This window comes from Streptomyces sp. WAC05292, assembly GCF_003949955.1.
GTDB lineage: Bacteria > Actinomycetota > Actinomycetes > Streptomycetales > Streptomycetaceae > Streptomyces > Streptomyces globosus.
Window position 1 is genome coordinate 1 of sequence record NZ_RPSE01000100.1, and the last position, 17,425, is coordinate 17,425.

Consider the following 17,425-nt stretch of genomic DNA (forward strand, 5'->3'; position numbering starts at 1 on the left):
GCTTCGGCCTCGCCCAGGCGGACGGCGAGACATGACCCCCACCCCCACCCGCACCCCGATGCCGGACCCCGAGTCCGGACCCAGCAAGGAGCGCACCACCATGGGCGGCGACACCGCAACGGCGACCAGCCGGCTCTCCGACCTCGACTGGCTGCTCAGCGGACTCGTGCAGCGGGTCCCGTACACCCGCAGCGCCGTGCTGCTGACCCGCGACGGCCTCGTCACATGCCTCCACGGCCTCGACGCGGACGCCGCCGACCACCTGGCCGCCCTCGCCTCCGGCCTGTACTCCCTCGGCCGCAGCGCCGGAGCCAGGTTCGCCGACGGCGCCGAAGTACGGCAGGTCGTCGTCGAACTCGACACCGCCCTCGTCTTCGTCTCGGCCGCCGGATCCGGGACCTGCCTCGCCGTCCTCGCCGACCGCGAAGCCGACGCCGGCGTCCTCGGCTACGAGATGGCCATGCTCGTCAAGAGCGTCCGCCCCTACCTGGCGGCCCCGCCCCGGCGGCCCGCCGCCGCAGCGGAGTGATCCGGGCCCGCGCCGTGCCCGGCAAGGGGGGCCCGCGCGAGCCGGCGCCCTGGCTCGACGACTCCGCAGGGCGGGTCGTGCGCCCGTACACGGCCAGCGGCGGCCGCACCCGGCCGGCCGTCGCCCTCGACCTGCTCTCCTCGGTGGCCGCGACCGGGGCGCGGCCGCGCGCCCCCCTCGGCGCCGAGCACACCGCCGCCCTGCGGCTCTGCGCGGGCGCCGCGGCCGTCACCGTCGCCGAGGTCGCCGGGCAGCTGCGGCTCCCCGCGGCGGTGGCGAAGGTCCTCCTGTCCGACCTGGTCGAAGCCGGGGCCGTCACGGCGTCCGCGCCGCGCTTCCCCGGCGGCGGGCCGTGCGCCGCCGCCGACGACCGGACCCTCCTGCAGGCGGTGCTCGATGGCCTACGCCGCAGGTTGTGACCTCCCCGGAACCGCCACCACCGCCCGGGCGGCGACGCTGAAGATCCTCGTCGCGGGCGGCTTCGGCGCGGGCAAGACGACCTTCGTCGGCGCGGTCAGCGAGATCCCGCCGCTGTGCACCGAGGAACTCCTCAGCGGCATCGGCGCGGACACCGACCCCCTCGACGGCGTCGACGCGAAGAGGGCCACGACCGTCGCCCTCGACTTCGGCCGGATCACCCTGGACACCGGCCACGTCCTGTACCTCTTCGGCACGCCCGGACAGGAGCGCTTCTGGTTCCTGTGGGAGGAGCTGTGCGCCGGGGCGCTCGGGGCCGTCGTCCTCGCCGACACCCGCCGCCTCGCCGACTGCTTCCCCGCCGTCGACTTCTTCGAACGGCGCGGCATCGCGTTCGTCGTCGCCGTCAACGAGTTCGACGGCGGCCACCGCTACACCGCCGGGGAGGTCCGCGAAGCGGTCGGGCTCACCCCCGGCGTGCCCGTCGTCCACTGCGACGCCCGGCTCACGGGCTCCGCGACGGCCGTCCTGGCCGAGCTCGTCCACCACCTGCTGTCCACGGCCGCACCGGCCGTGCCCGCCCAGCCCACGGATCGGGGGGAACCGACGTGACCCACTACGAGTCGACCGGACACCTGCTGCTCACGCCCGTCGACCGGGAGGCGCCCGCGCGCGCCGTCCGGCTGCGCGAACTGGGCCTCGGCGAGCGGGCCGAAGGCGAGCTCGACGCCTTCGCGCGGCACATCGCCGAGGAGCTGCGCGCCCCGTACACGGGCGTCAACTTCGTCGGCGAGGAACGCCAGTTCTTCGCCGGACTGCACCACGTCCCCGGCGCCTCCGCGAGCGGATACCCCGCCCGGGTGCTGCCCCGCGACCGCGGCTACTGCCCGCACGTCGTCGTGCGGGGCCGGGCCCTCGTCCTGGAGGACGTACGCGACTTCGCCCGGTTCGCCGGGAACGCCGTCGTCGACGAGAGCGGCGTCCGCAGCTACGCCGGAGCCCCCCTCACGGACCGCGGCGGCATGGTGCTCGGCACGGTGTGCGCGGTGGACGTCGAGCCCCGCAAGTGGGGCACCGAGGGCCTCGCGGGCATCAAGGCGCTGGCCGCGGAACTCGGCGGGATCCTCCAGGCCCGCGAGGCCGCCCGCCGCGCCGGCTGATCCTCCCGGCCCGGCGCCGCGCGGCGGCCCGCGGCAGACGCTACGGTCGACGGCGGCGCCCCCGCGGTGCCGGAAGGAGGCGTCGGGATGGCCGTGACCGCCGAGGACGTCCGTACGGTCGCGCTGTCGCTCCCCGACAGCAGCGAGAAGCCCGCCTGGGGCATGCCCGCCTTCCGGGTCGGCGGGCGGATCTTCGCCGCCCTGGAGGAGGACGACGCCTCCGTGGGCGTGAAGTGCCCCCGAGAGGAACGCGAGGAGCTCATCGCGGCCGAGCCCGGAAAGTTCTTCCTCCGGGCCGGCCACGACGACGCCTACGCGTGGCTCCGCGTCCGCCTCGCGGCCCTCCAGGACGTGGCCGAACTGCGGGCGATCCTCGTCGACTCCTGGCTCCAGGCCGCCCCGCGGCGGCTCGCCGCGGCACACCCCGAACTCGCCCGCCGGTGACCCGCCGCCTCAGCGCAGGAAGGCGGTGATCCGCTCGCGCAGCGAGCGGGCGTCCAGGCCGTGCGCCGCGGTGTGCTCGTCGACCGTGCCGTAGCGGCGCAGCTCCGCCCGGCCCACGCCCAGCCCCAGCACCCGGTGCGGGACGTCGACCAGGGCCTCGGCCGCGGCCCCCGCCGACGTGCCGGCCAGGTACGGCTCGACCAGCACGACGTCGGCCGCGGCCCGGCCGGCCGCCGCGCGCAGCGCGGCCCCGTCGAAGGGCCGGACCGTCGCCGCGTACAGGACCGTCACGTCCAGGCCCTCCGTCGCGGCGAGGACGTTGTCCAGCATCGGGCCGACCGCCACGACCACCCCCGAGCCGCCCTCCCGGACGGTCTCCATTCGCGAGCCGTCCACGGGGCGCGGCGCCCCGTTCGACAGCGCCGAAAGCCGGACGTACACCTTGTCGTCCCCGGCGGCGTACGCGTGCCGCAGCAGCGCCTCCGCCTCGTCCGGATGGCCCGGAACGTGCACCGTCCAGCCGTCCAGGGTGTCCAGCAGGGCCACGTCGCCCGGCGCCATGTGCGTGAAGCCGCCGGCCGGCCAGTCGTAGCTCGCCGCGGCGCTGACCAGCACACCCCCCGTGCCCTGGTGCCCGAAGTCCAGCTTGACCTGCTCGAACGGCCGCTCCACCAGGAAACTGGCGAACGTGTGCATGATCGGCCGGATCCCGGTGAGGGCCAGCCCCCCGCCCACCCCGATCAGCAGCTGCTCCCGGATCCCCACGTTCAGCACCCGGTCGGGGTGGCGCTCCCGGGCGGGGCGGAACCCGTCCATGGTGATCTCGGCCAGCACCAGCGCCAGCCGCGGGTCCTCGTCGAGCAGCTGCGACGTCACGGAGACGAACCGCTCCCGCATGGTGTCCACACAATCCTCCAGAATCTCCGGAACCCTCGGGTTCCCCTCGGGCCGGTCAGGCCTTCTTCTCGACGCGGGCGACGACGGCGTGCGGCCGGCCGGGGTGCGGCGCGGTGAACGCCGCGTACAGCGCCTCGTGGTCGCGGCCGTCCACGGTCGCCGCCGACCAGCCGGCCGCCTCGAAGCGGGAGGCGACGCCGCCGGGCCAGCCGTGCGTCGCCGAGTCGTTGTCGATCACCACGGTGTGCAGGCGCTCCAGGCCCGCGGAGCCCGCGTAGGCGAGGGCCTCGTGATTGCTGCCCTCGTCCAGCTCGGCGTCGCCGATCAGCACCCACACGGCCGGATCGGCCAGGCCCTGCGCGCGCAGGCCGAGGGCGCTGCCGACGGCGAGCGGCAGGCCGTGGCCGAGCGAGCCGCTGGCGATCTCCACCCCGGGGACCAGGACGCGGTCCGGGTGGTGGCCGAGAGGGGAGTCGTACGAGCCGAAGCCGCTCAGCCAGTCGACGGGGAAGAACCCCTTCGCGGCGAGCACGGCGTAGTAGGCCATCGGGCCGTGCCCCTTGGACAGCAGAAACCGGTCCCGGCCGGGATCTCCGGCCGTCACCGGTGCGACCCGCAGGACGCGGTCGTACAGCACCCACAGCACGTCGAGCGTGGAGGTGGCGGCGGGGCCGTGCTTCTCGGCCCCCGTCATGAGCGCCATCAGGCGGCCCAGGTCCTCGTGGCGGACCCCGGGGTCCGCGGTTGCGTGAGACATGGGTGGATCATGCAACCTCAAGTCTGCTTGAGGTCAACAGCCGGCCGCGGCGCCGCCGGACCGGAAAGGTGCGCGCGACCACCCCGCGGAGTGCGGTATTGTTCTCATGCGCGTTCGGCCGAGGGGAAACCCCAGGTCAGCGGGCATCGGGACGTGGCGCAGCTTGGTAGCGCACTTGACTGGGGGTCAAGGGGTCGCAGGTTCAAATCCTGTCGTCCCGACTTGCGAATACGCAGGTCAGAGGCCGTATCGGAAGCATCCGATACGGCCTCGAGATCGTTTTGGGGACCGGTTGGGGACCCGTCCGGTCCGAGCGGGTCAGACGGCGGTCATCCGGCGAGCCGTGTCCGGCGATCTTGCGGAGCACGTGCAGCCGGACGCCCGCGTCGGCGAACCAGCCGGCGCTGCCGCTTGCGAGCAGGGTGACTGTTGACCCCGTGGTCTTGTGCGGTGCGTTCCCGCGCGAGTACGTTCGTCGACGGAGTGCCGGGAAGCCTGGTCGGCGATGAGGGGCCGTGTGCCCGCCGCGCCGAACCGGAGGCCCGCAATGGTCCCGCACGCCGTTTCCACGGAATCGCTGAGCAAGCGCTACGGCCGTGTCCTGGCCCTGGACGGGCTGAACCTGAGTGTCGCACCCGGCGAGGTATTCGGATTCCTCGGCCCGAACGGCGCCGGCAAATCCACGACCATCCGGCTGATCCTCGGACTTGCCCGCCCCACCGGCGGTCGCGCCTCGGTCTTCGGCCAGGACGCGCGTGATGTCGCCATGACGCACCGGCGCCTGGCCTATGTGCCCGCCGACGTAGTGCTGTGGCCGCAGCTGACCGGAGCCGAAATCCTCGAACTGCTGGCACGCACGGGCCCGGGTATCGACCGGCCCTACCGGGATGAGCTGGTGCGGCGCTTCGAGCTCGACCTGTCGAAACCGGGACGGGCGTACTCGACGGGCAACCGGCAGAAGGTGGCGCTGGTGGTCGCGTTTGCGAGCCGGGCGCCCCTGCTGGTGCTGGACGAGCCGACCAGCGGCCTCGATCCGCTGATGGAGCGCGAGTTCCAGCGCGCTGTCGGTGAGGCGCGCGACCGCGGCCAGACCGTGTTCCTCAGCTCCCATCAGCTCTCCGAGGTCGAGGCAGTCTGCGACAGGGTGGCGATTCTGCGCGGCGGGCGTCTCGTCGACGTCGCCGCCGTGGCGGACCTGCGGCGCATGCACCGCACCGAGGTGGCGGTGTCGTTCGCCGTCGCGCCACCGGATCTGAGCCGCGTGGCCGCCGTGGAGGCGGTCGAGGTGACCGGTCCCACCTCGCTGCGGTTCACTCTCACCGGTCCGCCCGGGCCCGTGCTGCAGGCGCTGTCGGCGGCGGACGTCACCAGCCTCGCGGTCAGGGAGCCTTCCCTGGAGGAGATCTTCCTCGGGTACTACGGCGGGCCCCGGCCATGACTTCCGCATCCGTACAGGGGGAGTCCGTCGTGTGCAGCCGGGCGCCGTGGCGGGCGGTGACGGCACTGGCCTGGCGTCAGGTGAGGCGAGGCATGCTCGTCGCGATCGCGCTGACCGCCGTGATGTCGGCGGCGGCGGTCGCCGCCCATCGAAGCGCCTTCGAGGACGTGGAAGACGCCGCAGCGCTGGAGGCACTGGCAGGAAACCCGGCGATCCGAACCCTGTTCGGCGAACCGGCCGCGCTGGACGACCCCGGCGGCTTCGCCGTCTGGCGCACGGGCACCGCGCTGGCCGTGGTGCTCGCCGTGTGGGGGCTGCTCGCTGCGACACGGATCACCCGGGGGGAGGAGGACGCAGGCCGGTGGGATGTCCTGCTCGCCGGCCGAGTTCCCGTCACCACCGTCGTGGCGCACCACGTCGCCGTCCTGGCCGCGGTGCAACTCGCCGCCGGCACAGCGGCATTCGCTGCTCTGGTCGCCTCGGGCGCCTCTGCGCGCGGGGCCGCGGTACACGGCGCGGGCCTGGCTCTGTGCGGTGTGTTCTTTGCCGCGGTCGGTGCGATGACCGCTCAGGTCTTCGCTTCTCGGGGGTCGGCCAGCGGCGCAGCCGTGACCTTCCTCGGCGTCGGCCTGCTGGCGAAGATGGTCGCGGACGGCGTTCCGGCCCTGGAATGGATGCGCTGGCTCACCCCGTTCGGGCTGACCGCCCTGACCCGCCCCTACGACGGGGCTCGCCTCGGGCCCCTGCTGCCTCTCGCCGCCGCCTGCCTCGCTCTCGCCATCACCGCGGTAACGGTTTCCGGGCGACGCGACATCCGGGGCGGCTGTCTGCGCCCGACCTCCGGCAGGGCCCCCGGATTGAGGCTGCTCGGCTCGGTCCAGGGCTTCGCCGTACGCCGAACGCTGCGGCCCCTGGCCGCCTGGTCCGCCGGGGTCGGCGCCTACTACCTGCTCATCGGGGTACTGGCCCTGTCCATGACGGCCTTCCTCACTGACAACCCGAACTTCGCGGAGCTCGCTGCACAGGCCGGATTCGCCGGGCTCGGCACCGTCCGCGGATACGCGTCGACTCTGTTCGCGCTGCTGGCCGTCCCTGCCGGGACCTTTGCCGCCGTCCGCCTGGCCGCCCTCGCCGCCGACGAGGCCGGCCGACGGCTGACCCTGCTGTTCGCCCAGCCCGTCACCCGGACGCGCCTGCTCTTCGGTGAGATCACCGCCGTGTGCGGGGGCGTCGTCGTTCTCGTGACGGTGGCCGGTCTGGCGACCTGGGCCGGGACTCAGGCCGCCGGCGCCGACCTCGGCCTTGCCGCTGCCCTCGCCGGTGCCTGGAACGTGCTGCCGATCGCGTTCCTGTGCCTGGGCGCCGGCGTGCTCGCACTGGGCTGGACACCACGGGCTGTCGCCCTCGTCGGCTCGCTACCGGCTGCGGGCGGATTCCTTTTGAAAGTTCTCGCCGACAGCTCGGGACTGCCGAAGTGGGTGGCCCAGCTCTCCCCGTTCACCCATCTTGCCGCCGTGCCCGACGCTGCGGCCCATTGGCCGGCCTCCCTCCTCATGGTCGCCGTCGCGGTGCTCGCGACAGGCTTTGGGGCTGTGGGCTACCGGCTGCGTGACCTGCACGTCTGACCCGGCGGCCAGACCTGTCTCCGCAATCGGGAAGAAACGACTGGCCAGCTCGGCCACCGGTTCACCTTCCGACGTCCCTTCCCGGAGTCAGGACGAGGCGTCCGGCCAGCCCAGTAGCCGCGCCCCGATGACTGCGGTCTGGAGGGTGTAGCGGTGCCGGGGGTCGCCCGGGTCGGTCTGGGTGAGGGAGCGTATGCGTTCCAGCCGGTAGGTCAGGGCGCGCACGCTGAGTGAGAGGCGGCGTGCGGCTTCCACGGCGACGCAGCCGCAGTCGAAGTAGGCGGAGAGCGTGTCGATCAACGGCTGTGCCCCGCCGCGGGCTTCCCGCAGCGGGCCGAGGGTGGTTTCCACGAGGTCGGACATCGCCTGGCGGTCCCGCGCGAGGACCGGGTAGACGAGCAGGTCGGAGGCGTGCAGGACGGGTCCTTCCAGGTTCATCCGGTCGGCGAGGTCCAGGGCGTTGAGGGCCTCCTCGTAGGAGTGGACGACACCGCCCGGTCCGGGATGGGTGCGGCCCACGGCGACCCGGCCGCCGTCGGTCGCCGCGTACGCCTGCTTGGCGAAGAACGCCAGGACATCGGGCTGATCGCCCGGTGCGACGCAGATGAGGCGGCCTTCCTTGGTGGCCAGCAGGGTGTGCCGGTTCCCGAAGCGGGCGTGGACGGCCGCTTCGATGCTCCGAGCCACGGGATAGCCGTCCCCGTACGGCTCCGGGCCGATGGCGACGGCCACCGCGTGGGCACCGGACAGGCGCAGGCCGAAGCGCTCGGCGCGCTCGGCGAGGCGGCCGAGGTCGCTGCCTCCGTAGAGAAGGTCGTCGATGAACTCCCTTCGTGCGGCCTCCTCCTGACGTACGGCCAGCTGGGGTGCCCGTTCGAAGCCCTCGGTGAAGGCGTCCAGCGCCTGCTCGACGACGGCGAGCAGACCGGCGGTCTGTGGCGCGGTCAGGGATTCCTGGACTCTGCGTGCCTCGGCCAGGTGTGCGCGTACGAGGACGCGCAGGCCCAGATTCGCCTCGGCCGCCCGCTCACCCTCGGCTCGGCGGGCATCCAGTTCGGCCCGGGTGAGGCGGCGGCCGGTGCCGCAGGCATCGAGCAGCAACGGGGCGTACCCCGCCAGATACTCCTCCGCCACGGTGCGTTCTGCCACGATTGCTCCCCGATCCCGACGCTTCTCTGACACGTCCTTGACGCCGGACAAGGGTGGCATGCGGCACCGGACGCTGCCGACACCGGCATCACAGAGGCGTGAAGACTGCCCGCCACCGGCAGTGCGGAGAAGGGCGGGCCCGTGCAGGATGAGAACGCGAACCAGTTGCCGTGATCCGGGCTTGTGTGCGGGGAGTCGTGGTGGGTCGCGCGCTGCCGGGGGTGTCGGGGGGCTCCGGCGGCGGTGAGTGGCGAGGCGGCGGTGGCGACGGCTCTGCCGTTGCGCCCGTCCAGTGCGTGCGGGTGGCGGTGGGAAGGCCGTGACCGCTGTTCGGGACGTGGCCCTCGGGGACATTGGAGGGGCCGTGCATCCTGGAATCGTGTCATCGTCGTCTTCGTCACCCCAACCCCCGGGCGCAGGGGGCCGGATGGTGGTCTGTGGGGACGACGGGCTGGCCCATCGCCTGACGGCCGAGCTTCGGGACGTGTACCGGGAGCGGGTGACGCTCGTGGTGCCGACACGCCCGGCCGGCCAGGCCGGGGCGGACCCCCGATTCGGGGGCGGGTTCGGTCTCGGTGCCGGCCTGTGGGCCCGGTTTCCCTCCTCGCGGCCCACTCGTCCGGAGTCCGCCGAGCGGCCGACGGGACGGGAAGTGCGGTGGGTGGAGGCCGTCGAACCCACCGAGGAGGTGCTGGCGGCGGCCGGGGTGGCGGGCGCCTCGGCACTGGCGCTGGTCTACGAGGACGACGAGACCAACTTGCGGGCGGCGTTGCTGGCCCGGCGGCTGAACCCGAGGCTGAGGTTGGTGATCCGGCTCTACAACCGCAAGCTCGGGCAGCACCTGGAGGAACTGCTCGATCAGGCGGCGATCATCGCCGACCCCGGCATCGACCTGCGTGAGCTCGACTCCTCGACCACCGTGCTCTCGGACGCGGACACAGCGGCGCCCGCACTGGCGGCGACCGCCGTCGCAGGCACGGGCAAGGTCGTCCAGGCGGACGGGCTGCTGCTGCGGGCCGTGGAGCGCACCCCGCCGGGCCGGGGGGAGGTGGCCGATCCCGGGCTGTGCACGCTGGCATTGCTGTCAGCGACGACTGCCGACCCGGCCGGCGCCGAGGGAGCCGAGTACAGCGGGGAGCGCGGACCGCAGCTGCTGCCGGACGATCGGGCGGTCGCGGCCGCGACGGGCCGGGGCACCGTCGCCCTGGAAGCGGTCTCCTACGCCGGCCCGCAACAGTCCGGCAGCCGGCTCGCCGCGGCGGCGCCCTCGCCGGCCTCGCCGTCTTCTACGCGCTGCAGCGGTTCCGGGTACGCGGCTGGTGGTGGTACGTCCCGCTCGGCATGGCCATCTGGGCCCTGATGTACAACAGCGGCATCCATGCCACCGTCGCCGGAGTCGCCATGGGCCTGATCCTGCGCACCACCACCGACAAGGGCGAGGAGACGTCGCCCGGCGCCCGCACCTCGCACCTCCTCCACCCCTTCTCCGCCGGCGTGGCCGTCCCCCTCTTCGCCCTCTTCGCCGCCGGCGTCTCCATCTCCGGCGGCGCTCTGGCAGAGGTCTTCACCAGCCCCGAACCCCTCGGCGTCGTCGTCGGACTGGTGGCCGGAAAGATCCTCGGCGTGTTCGGCGGCACCTACCTCGCCGCCCGCTACACCCGTGCCCGCCTCAACCCGGATCTGGCCTGGGCCGACGTCTTCGGCCTCGCCGTCCTCGCGGGGATCGGCTTCACCGTCGCCCTCCTCATCGGCGAACTCGCCTTCCCCGGTGCGGAAGCCGGTGAGCACGTCAAGGCCGCGGTCCTGGTCGGCTCCCTCATCGCCGCCGTACTGGCCGCCTTCCTGCTCCGGCGCCGCAACGGGATCTACCGGCGCCTGTACGAGGAGGAGACGCTCGACGCCGACGCCGACGGCATCCCGGACATCTACCAGCGCACCGCTGAGCCCGGTGCCGTCCGCTGACACAGCGGGAAGGGAGCAGGGGGGCGCGACGCTCCGGGCGCCGGCCCTCGTCATCGCAGCCCTGATGGCCAGGACGGCGGTCGCCGCCCTGCGCGACCCCGGGAACCGGCAGTGGTGCTTCCGGCCGGCCACCGCGCACTGGCAGCCGGTGCCGGCGGGAGCCTCTGCCGCCTTCACCATCGGTGGACACCTGCCACCGGACTGACGTTCGCGCGGCCACCGGCGGAAGGCGGGTATAGGAGCCACGTCGAGGAAAGGGGAGTCGGATGGCCTGGCTGTTCAACCTTGCGGGGGTCGGTATGGTGCTGTACGTCCTGCGGGATGTGTTCCATACCCTGTGGCACCCGACCCGGCACGGGGGTCTGAGCCGACTGATCATGACGGGCGCGTGGCGGTTGTCCGGCCGCCTCGCGGCGGGCCGCCGGGCCTCGGGGCTGGCCGGTCCCCTGGCGATGGTGGGCGTGGTCGCGACCTGGGCCCTGACGGTGGTGGTGGGGTGGGCGCTGGTCTACTGGCCGCACATGCCGGGCGGATTCACGTATACCGCCGGACTCGAGCCCGCCGAGCACGCAAGGTTCGTCGACGCGCTGTACGTCTCCCTGGTCCACGTCTCCACGCTCGGCCTGGGAGACATCGCACCGGGCGAGGGCTGGCTGCGCGTCCTGGCCCCGATGGAAGCCCTCGTCGGCTTCGTCCTGCTGACCGCGACGGTCTCGTGGACCCTCGGCATCTACCCGGCGCTCGCCCGCCGCCGCGCGCTGGCTCTGCGCCTGTCCCACCTCTCGCGCACCCATCCCACGACCGAGCGGATCGACACCCACGCGGGGGCGGCGATCGTGGACAGTCTGGCGGCGGGGTTCTCGGTGGTCTCGGTCGACTTCATGCAGTACGCCGAGTCCTACTACTTCCACGACGGCGACGACCGCACCTCCCTCGCCCGCCACATCACCTACGCGGGCAATCTCGCGGACCAGGCCGCCGGCGCCCGCCATCCGGACGTCCGGCTCTCGGCAGCGGTACTCCGCGCCGCGCTGGAAGACCTCGCGCTCATCCTCGACCAGCGGTTCCTGCACACCGGCGGCACACCGCGGCAGATCCTCGACGCCTTCGCCCGCGACCACGGCCGCCGTTCCGGGGCGTAGCCCTGCCCCAGGTCGTCGCCAAGGCGGCCGAACCCCTCGCCGCCATCGACAAGACGACCGTCATCTCCACCGACGGCGCGAGCAGGCTGTCCCGCACGGTCGCCGACAACGTCGCCCAGGGCACGGAACTCCTCGGCTCCACCACCGGCGTCGACCTCGCCCAGCTCCTGAAGGGGCTCACCACTCCCAAGCCGGGCCCGGACACCCCGCAGGCCGAGGTCAACGGCAAGATCATTATCGCGGAATAGCCGGGAGCGACGGACGCCGGGCCCGCACCGGGGATGCGGGCCGGGTGCACGGCCATCCCGCCAGCCGGGACGTGGACCCTGACGTCGCCCTTCGATCGTCTCGGGGGCCGGCCCGCTTCGTCGTGCGGTACCACCGCCCCCGTCAGGGGTGCGGTGGCGTGTCGGTGCCACGGGCGAGGCGGTGCAGGCGGAGCGCCAGCTGGATCTCCAGCGCGCTGTCGGGGCTGTTCCAGCCGGGGCCGAGCAGTTGGGCGACGCGGTCGAGGCGCTGGACGACCGTGTTCACGTGGACGTGGAGGGCGTCCTTGGCGCGCGAGAGGCTGGCTCCCCGGGCGTAGTAGGCCTCCAGGGTGCGCACCAGGTCGGTGCCCCGTTCGGCGTCGTAGGCGAGGACGGGGCCGAGGACCCGCCCGACGTACGCGCCGATGTCGGCCCGGTCGCCCAGCAGGACGCCGACGAAGCCCAGCTCGGCGGTGTCGGCTCCCTCGCCGGTGCGGTCGAGCGCGTGCAGGGCCCCGAGGCAGCGCACGGCCTCGGCGTACAGGTGGGCGTGGTGTTCCGGCCCGGTCCCGGGCCCGGCGGCGCCCGCGGTGACGGGGGCGCCGAGGACGCGGGAGAGGTCGGCTGCGAGGCCGCGGGCGAGGGCTCCGGGCCGGTCGGAGGGCGCGAGCAGGACGACGTGGCCGTGCCGGGTGCCCGCGAGGCCTCCGAGTCCGCGGGCGGTGCGGGCGGTCTCCGCGGCGAGGCGGGGGCGCAGAGCCGGTTCGCAGTCGAGGGCGGCGACGGCATGGGGCCGGCCGAGGTCGACGCCGAGACGCCGCGCCCGCAGGGTGAGGCTGCCGCCGTCGCGGTGGGCGGATGCGCCCGGGCCCGCGAGGAGGTCGTCGAGGAGTTCGCCCCGGACGCGGTCCTCGGCCTCGGCGACGGACCGGCGCATCAGCAGCAGCATCGCGGTGACCAGCGCCGCGCGTTCGAAGAGGCGGCGGTCGGCCTCCGGCAGGTCCGTGGGGCCGGTGAGGATGATGCTTCCCAGGGGCTCGGATCCGGCGAGGACGGCGCAGGTCCAGACGCCGCCGGCGTGGACCGCACGCCCTTCGGCGCGGGAGGCGGCGAGGCTCTCGGGAGAGGGGGTGAACGGTTCGGTGCCGGCTCGGGCCAACTCACTGCCGTCGGTGTCGTGGACGGCCACCCCGCCACCGAGAAGCGCCGCGATCTCGGCCGCCACCTCGTCCACTCCCGCGCCGCGCAGCACCAGCCTGCTGAGGCGGTCGTGGGCGTCGGAGGCCTGGTGCAGGGTCTCGCTGTGCGCGCGGGCCGTGGCGTTGGCGGCTTCGAGCCGGACGAGCGTGTTGCGGGTCTCCTCGAGGAGGCGGGCGCCGTCGATGGCGACGGCGGCGTGGTCGGCGAGTGAGGCGAGGAGGGCAATGGCGTCGGGGGTGAACTCGCGTGGCGTGCGGTCCGCCGCGAACAGCACGCCGATGATCTCCTCGCCGAGCCGCAGCGGTACCCCGAGGATTCCGCGCAGCCCCTCCTCGGCCACACCGTCGTCGATCGCCTCGGTGTGCCGGAAGCGCCGGTCGGTGCGGTAGTCGATGCTGGCGTAGGGGCGGGAGGTCTGCGCGACGAGGCCGCCCAGGCCTTCCCCCATGCCGAGGCGGAGCTGCTGGAAGGCCGCGGAGACGGATCCGTCGGTGACGCGCATGAAGGTGTCGTGCGCGGCCGGGTCGTGGAGGGTGAGGTAGGCCACGTCGGCGCCGAGGAGGGTTCTGGCCCGGCGGACGATGGCGCGCAGCACGGCGTCGAGGTCGCGCAGGGCGGCCAGGTCGCCCGCGGTGTCGAACAGGGCCACCAGCTCGGCCTCGCGGCGCCGGTGCTGGTCGAGTACCCGCCGCACCGACAGGGCGACCTCGGTGGTCTCCTCGATCCACGCGTCTTCCGCCGGTCCGGCTCCCTCGGCCCGCAGGCGCGCGGGCTGCGCCGCCAGTTCCTCGGTGGGGGCGTCGGCGGCGAGGAGGTCCAGCATGCGGCGGGCCGCCCGGGCGGATGCGGGCAACCGGGCGTCACTGCGACGGCCGGCGGTCATGGGGCCTCCTCGCGGCCTGGGAGCGGATGGTGCGGTCGGTGCCCGGTCTGCCGCGTCCGTCCGCGACGACGGCCGACCGGGACGGCCGGCGAAGGCCGACGCTACCCCCGCCCTCCGCCGGAGACCGCCGCCGGTGCGGCCGGGGCCGCCGCCTCCTCCTCGTCGCGGGAGCGGCGGAGATCGCGGCCCCGGGTCTCCCGGGTGAGCGCCACGGTGACGGTGGTGACCACGGCCGCCGCGCAGAGGTAGACGCTGACGGGGAGGGAGGAGCCGTGGTCCTTGAGGAGTTCGATGGCGATGATCGGGGCGAGCGCGCCCGCGATGATCGAGGCGATCTGGGAGCCCATGGAGGCACCGGAGTAGCGGACCCTGGTGTCGAACATCTCGGAGATGAACGCGGCCTGCGGCCCGTACATTGCTCCGTGCAGCAGCAGGCCGGCGGTCACGGCCAGCGTGATCACGGCGGGCGACCCGGAGTCGACGAGGCCGAAGAAGACGAACGCCCAGGCGGCCATGCCGACGGAGCCGATCAGCGTGACGGGCCGGCGTCCGACGCGGTCGGAGAGCACTCCCCACAGGGGGATGGTGGCGAAGTGGACGGCGGAGCCGATCAGGACCGCGTTCAGAGCGGTGCTCTTGGCGAGCCCGAGGTGCACGGTGGCGTACACGAGGAGGAAGGAGGTGAGGATGTAGTACGAGATGTTCTCGCCGAAACGGGTGCCGATCGCCGACAGCACCTCGCGCCGGTGGCGCCGGAACACCTGGACGACCGGGGCCTTCTGCTTCACGCCCCGGGCGGCCTCCGCCTCGGCCTTGGCCTGGGCTTCGAGGAAGACCGGGGACTCCGAGACCGAGACGCGGATCCACAGCCCGATGCCCACCAGGAGCCCGGAGAGCAGGAACGGGACGCGCCAGCCCCAGGACTGGAAGGCGGCGTCCGACTGGACGGCGGCCAGCAGGGCCAGGACGCCGGTGGCGAGCAGGTTGCCGCCGGGGGCTCCGGCCTGCGGCCAGGACGCCCAGAAGCCGCGGTGCTCGTCCCCGCCGTGCTCGGAGACGATGAGGACGGCGCCGCCCCACTCGCCGCCCAGCGCGAAGCCCTGGACCAGGCGCAGTACGGTCAGCAGGATCGGTGCCCCGACGCCGATGGTTTCGTAGGTGGGCAGCAGGCCCATGGCGAAGGTGGCGCCGCCCATCATCAGGAGGCTGATCACCAGCAGTTTCTTCCGGCCCACCCTGTCGCCGAAATGGCCGAAGACGATGCCGCCCAGGGGGCGGGCCACGAAGCCGATCGCGTAGGTGACGAAGGCGATCAGGGTGCCCACGAGCGGGTCGGTGGTGGGGAAGAACAGCGTGTTGAAGACGAGTGCGGCGGCGGAGCCGTAGAGGAAGAAGTCGTACCACTCGATGGTGGTGCCGATCAGGCTTGCGCCGACGATGCGGCCGATGCCGCCTCTGTGCGTGGTGGCGGTGTCAGGCATGGATTCACCGGGTTCTCGCGGACGAACAGGGACAGGGTGACACGGGGGTGTACGGGTACGCGGGGGTGCGGCGGTGCGGGCGTGCGGGCGTGCGGGAGTGCGGGGCGCGGGGGCGTGGCGCACCGGTGGGGTGCGGGAGGTCAGCCGGCGGTCCAGCCGCCGTCGAGCGGGAGGGACGCGCCGGTCAGGCAGCCGGCATGGGGGCCGCACAGCCACAGGGCCGCGGCGGCGACCTCCTCGGGCTCCAGGAGCCGCTTGACCGGCGAGCGGGCCAGCAGGACGCCGCTGAGCACGTCGCCCTCGCTGATCCCGTGGGCGGCGGCCTGGTCGCGGACCTGGCCCTCGACGAGCGGGGTGCGGACATAGCCGGGGCTGACGCAGTTGCTGGTCACCCCGTGCGGGGCGCCCTCGATCGCGGCGACCTTGCTCAGCCCCTCCAGGGCGTGCTTGGCGGCGACGTAGGCGGACTTGTAGGCGCTGGCGCGCAGTCCGTGGACGCTGGAGATGTTCACGATCCGGCCCCAGCCCCGTGCGTACATGTGCGGCACGACCCGGCGCATCAGCAGGAACGGTGCGGTGACCATCACCTTCTGGATCAGCTCGAAGCGCTCCGGCGGGAACTCGGCGAGCGGCGCCACGTGTTGGAGGCCGGCGTTGTTGACCAGGATGTCGACCGCCGACGGCAGGAGGTCGATTGCCGCGCCGTCCGCGAGATCGACCACGTGCGCCTCGCCGCCGACGGCTTCCGCGACCGCCTCGGCCGCAGCGCCGTCCCGGTCGACGACGTGCACCGCGGCGCCCGCCTGCCGCAGGGCGAGCGCGCAGGCCCGGCCGATGCCGCCGCCGCCACCGGTCACCAGCGCCGTCCGCCCGCCCAGGTCCACCGCGGCGGAGGGCGGCGGCAGGGGGACCGGGGCGGGGAATGTGTTCGTCATGGCCGGAAACGGTAGGGAAGGATCCCGGCTTGCCCCATGGTGTGGACCGCCACTGCGTGCGACCGTCCAGTGGTGGTCACCGCCATGGGCGCGACGGCCCGCCCGGCGTCCGGCGGGGGAGTGGTGCGCGGACCGAGTGCCGCGGCCGCCCGGCTCCGGGTGTCACGCCAGGGTGAGGAAGAGCTTCTCCAGCTCCTGTTCGCTCATCGGGGGCGTGCCTTCCTCGCTCTCGGCGAGGCACTGCCGCATGCCACTGGCGACGATCTTGAAGCCGGCCCGGTCGAGGGCGCGGGAGACCGCTGCGAGCTGGGTGACGACGTCCTTGCAGTCGCGGCCGGCCTCGATCATGGCGATGACGCCCGCGAGCTGGCCCTGGGCGCGCCGCAGCCGGTTGAGAACCGCGGTCGCCGCCTCTTCTTCCACCTTCACCGGGTTCCTCCTTCTCGCCGGCTCCTTGCCGGCAGGATACCCCTTAGGGTATAGGGCGCACGGGCGTGCCGAGGATGCCGAGGCTGACGCCGATGAGGACGGACGCCGCGAGGACCAGCGTGATCATGCCCGTTCCCGCAGGGACGCGATGACGGCGCGGATGTCCGTGCGCGGGCCCCGGTTGTAGGGCAGCTTGGCCAGCATCATGCCCATGGCGCAGGTGTTGCTGAGCGCGGCGAAGGTGAGCCCGGCGCCGATCGCGGTGCCGATCAGGTGTGCTCCCGGCACGAACACGCCCACGACGCCGGTGACGAGGACGACGGTTCCGGCGATGAGGCGGACCTGCCGCTCCAGCTCCCAGCGTGCCTCACCCCGGTTGACGGGGGCGCCGGAGGCTTCCCAGGCCGTCATGCCGCCGTCGAGGACGCGCAGGTTGGGCAGGCCCGCCTCGGCGAGGGCCTGTTCGGCCTGGGCGGCGCGGGCGCCGGAGCGGCAGACGAGGACGACGTCCTCGTCGAGGTGGGCCAGGAGTTCGGCGCGGTGCTCGCGAAGGGTGTCCAGGGGGACGTTGTAGGCGCCGGGGATGTGGCTCGTCCGGAACTCGCCGGGGGGCGCAGGCCCGGCCGGAGCGGACTGCTCCAGCACCATCAGGGGATGCGCGTGGACCCGCAGCCCGGCCTCCTCCGCGGCGGCGCGCAGCCAGGGACTGGTTTCGGCCACCCATTCGAA

The 17,425-nt window shown here is 73.7% G+C and carries 17 protein-coding genes, 1 tRNA gene and 3 pseudogenes; 13 read left to right on the forward strand and 8 right to left on the reverse strand.

What is annotated here, in order from left to right; genetic code table 11:
- The first annotated feature begins 100 nt into the window (after nt 1-100).
- From EF903_RS13930 to EF903_RS13950, 5 genes are all read left to right on the forward strand, one after another.
- Entirely contained in the window at nt 101-529 is a 429-nt protein-coding gene (locus EF903_RS13930; RefSeq protein ID WP_125543551.1) for a roadblock/LC7 domain-containing protein, read from the forward strand.
- 14 nt (nt 530-543) lie between these two features.
- Complete coding sequence (locus tag EF903_RS13935) at nt 544-948, forward strand: DUF742 domain-containing protein (RefSeq protein WP_125543537.1); 405 nt, start codon at nt 544-546, stop codon at nt 946-948.
- Nucleotides 926-1,558 carry an ATP/GTP-binding protein gene (locus EF903_RS13940; protein ID WP_125543538.1) on the forward strand — a complete coding sequence of 211 codons (633 nt, stop codon included), beginning with the start codon at nt 926-928 and terminating at the stop codon, nt 1,556-1,558. The genes EF903_RS13935 and EF903_RS13940 overlap by 23 nt, the downstream gene beginning before the upstream one ends.
- Nucleotides 1,555-2,106, forward strand: a complete 552-nt coding sequence (locus tag EF903_RS13945; protein WP_125543539.1) for a GAF domain-containing protein — start codon at nt 1,555-1,557, stop codon at nt 2,104-2,106. Before EF903_RS13940 ends, EF903_RS13945 begins: the two co-directional genes overlap by 4 nt.
- 87 nt (nt 2,107-2,193) lie before the next feature.
- A complete protein-coding gene (locus tag EF903_RS13950) occupies nt 2,194-2,550 on the forward strand; it encodes an MmcQ/YjbR family DNA-binding protein (protein WP_125543540.1) in 357 nt (118 codons plus the stop codon).
- A gap of 9 nt (nt 2,551-2,559) precedes the next feature.
- Here EF903_RS13950 and EF903_RS13955 read toward each other — a convergent pair whose 3' ends face one another.
- Both EF903_RS13955 and EF903_RS13960 read right to left on the reverse strand, forming a co-directional pair.
- Nucleotides 2,560-3,456, reverse strand: coding sequence for a transketolase family protein (locus EF903_RS13955; protein WP_125543541.1), 897 nt, complete (start codon nt 3,454-3,456; stop codon nt 2,560-2,562).
- Nucleotides 3,457-3,502: 46 nt separating this feature from the next.
- Complete coding sequence (locus EF903_RS13960) at nt 3,503-4,204, reverse strand: transketolase (protein ID WP_125543542.1); 702 nt, start codon at nt 4,202-4,204, stop codon at nt 3,503-3,505.
- Between the two features lie 147 nt (nt 4,205-4,351).
- On the opposite strand from EF903_RS13960, the gene EF903_RS13965 reads away from it, so the two are divergent.
- The 3 genes from EF903_RS13965 to EF903_RS13975 all read left to right on the forward strand — a co-directional run bounded on the left by EF903_RS13965 (nt 4,352) and on the right by EF903_RS13975 (nt 7,267).
- Nucleotides 4,352-4,425 (forward strand) — tRNA-Pro (locus EF903_RS13965).
- 326 nt (nt 4,426-4,751) lie between these two features.
- A complete protein-coding gene (locus EF903_RS13970; RefSeq protein WP_125543543.1) occupies nt 4,752-5,642 on the forward strand; it encodes an ABC transporter ATP-binding protein in 891 nt (296 codons plus the stop codon).
- Nucleotides 5,643-5,734: 92 nt separating this feature from the next.
- The gene (locus EF903_RS13975) at nt 5,735-7,267 is read left to right on the forward strand and encodes a polyketide antibiotic transporter (RefSeq protein WP_125543544.1); all 1,533 of its coding nucleotides are present in this window, start codon (nt 5,735-5,737) and stop codon (nt 7,265-7,267) included.
- A gap of 87 nt (nt 7,268-7,354) precedes the next feature.
- Here EF903_RS13975 and EF903_RS13980 read toward each other — a convergent pair whose 3' ends face one another.
- Complete coding sequence (locus EF903_RS13980; RefSeq protein WP_260615233.1) at nt 7,355-8,416, reverse strand: CdaR family transcriptional regulator; 1,062 nt, start codon at nt 8,414-8,416, stop codon at nt 7,355-7,357.
- A gap of 427 nt (nt 8,417-8,843) precedes the next feature.
- Here EF903_RS13980 and EF903_RS13985 point away from each other — a divergent pair.
- The 5 genes and pseudogenes from EF903_RS13985 to EF903_RS35225 all read left to right on the forward strand — a co-directional run.
- Nucleotides 8,844-9,636, forward strand: a pseudogene (locus EF903_RS13985) (NAD-binding protein); the annotation flags it as partial.
- A gap of 37 nt (nt 9,637-9,673) precedes the next feature.
- Nucleotides 9,674-10,378: pseudogene (locus tag EF903_RS13990) on the forward strand (Na+/H+ antiporter NhaA); the annotation flags it as partial.
- 64 nt (nt 10,379-10,442) lie between these two features.
- A complete protein-coding gene (locus EF903_RS34040) occupies nt 10,443-10,583 on the forward strand; it encodes a hypothetical protein (RefSeq protein ID WP_185902653.1) in 141 nt (46 codons plus the stop codon).
- A gap of 61 nt (nt 10,584-10,644) precedes the next feature.
- Nucleotides 10,645-11,520 (forward strand): potassium channel family protein, encoded by an 876-nt coding sequence (locus tag EF903_RS13995; protein ID WP_125543547.1) that lies wholly within the window; start codon nt 10,645-10,647, stop codon nt 11,518-11,520.
- A 2-nt stretch (nt 11,521-11,522) separates the two neighbouring features.
- Nucleotides 11,523-11,768 (forward strand): annotated as a pseudogene (locus EF903_RS35225) (flotillin family protein); the annotation flags it as partial.
- A 142-nt stretch (nt 11,769-11,910) separates the two neighbouring features.
- Here the strand turns inward: EF903_RS35225 and EF903_RS14005 are convergent.
- The 5 genes from EF903_RS14005 to EF903_RS14025 all read right to left on the reverse strand — a co-directional run bounded on the left by EF903_RS14005 (nt 11,911) and on the right by EF903_RS14025 (nt 17,344).
- Nucleotides 11,911-13,851 carry a GAF domain-containing protein gene (locus tag EF903_RS14005; RefSeq protein WP_125543548.1) on the reverse strand — a complete coding sequence of 647 codons (1,941 nt, stop codon included), beginning with the start codon at nt 13,849-13,851 and terminating at the stop codon, nt 11,911-11,913.
- 101 nt (nt 13,852-13,952) lie between these two features.
- Nucleotides 13,953-15,332, reverse strand: a complete 1,380-nt coding sequence (locus EF903_RS14010) for an MFS transporter (RefSeq protein WP_125543549.1) — start codon at nt 15,330-15,332, stop codon at nt 13,953-13,955.
- Between the two features lie 140 nt (nt 15,333-15,472).
- Complete coding sequence (locus tag EF903_RS14015) at nt 15,473-16,267, reverse strand: 3-hydroxybutyrate dehydrogenase (RefSeq protein ID WP_125543550.1); 795 nt, start codon at nt 16,265-16,267, stop codon at nt 15,473-15,475.
- A 162-nt stretch (nt 16,268-16,429) separates the two neighbouring features.
- On the reverse strand, nt 16,430-16,696 hold the full coding sequence (locus EF903_RS14020; protein WP_114055154.1) for a metal-sensitive transcriptional regulator: 267 nt from the start codon (nt 16,694-16,696) through the stop codon (nt 16,430-16,432).
- A gap of 123 nt (nt 16,697-16,819) precedes the next feature.
- Nucleotides 16,820-17,344, reverse strand: coding sequence for a rhodanese-like domain-containing protein (locus EF903_RS14025; RefSeq protein ID WP_125543552.1), 525 nt, complete (start codon nt 17,342-17,344; stop codon nt 16,820-16,822).
- Between the last annotated feature and the right edge of the window lie 81 nt (nt 17,345-17,425).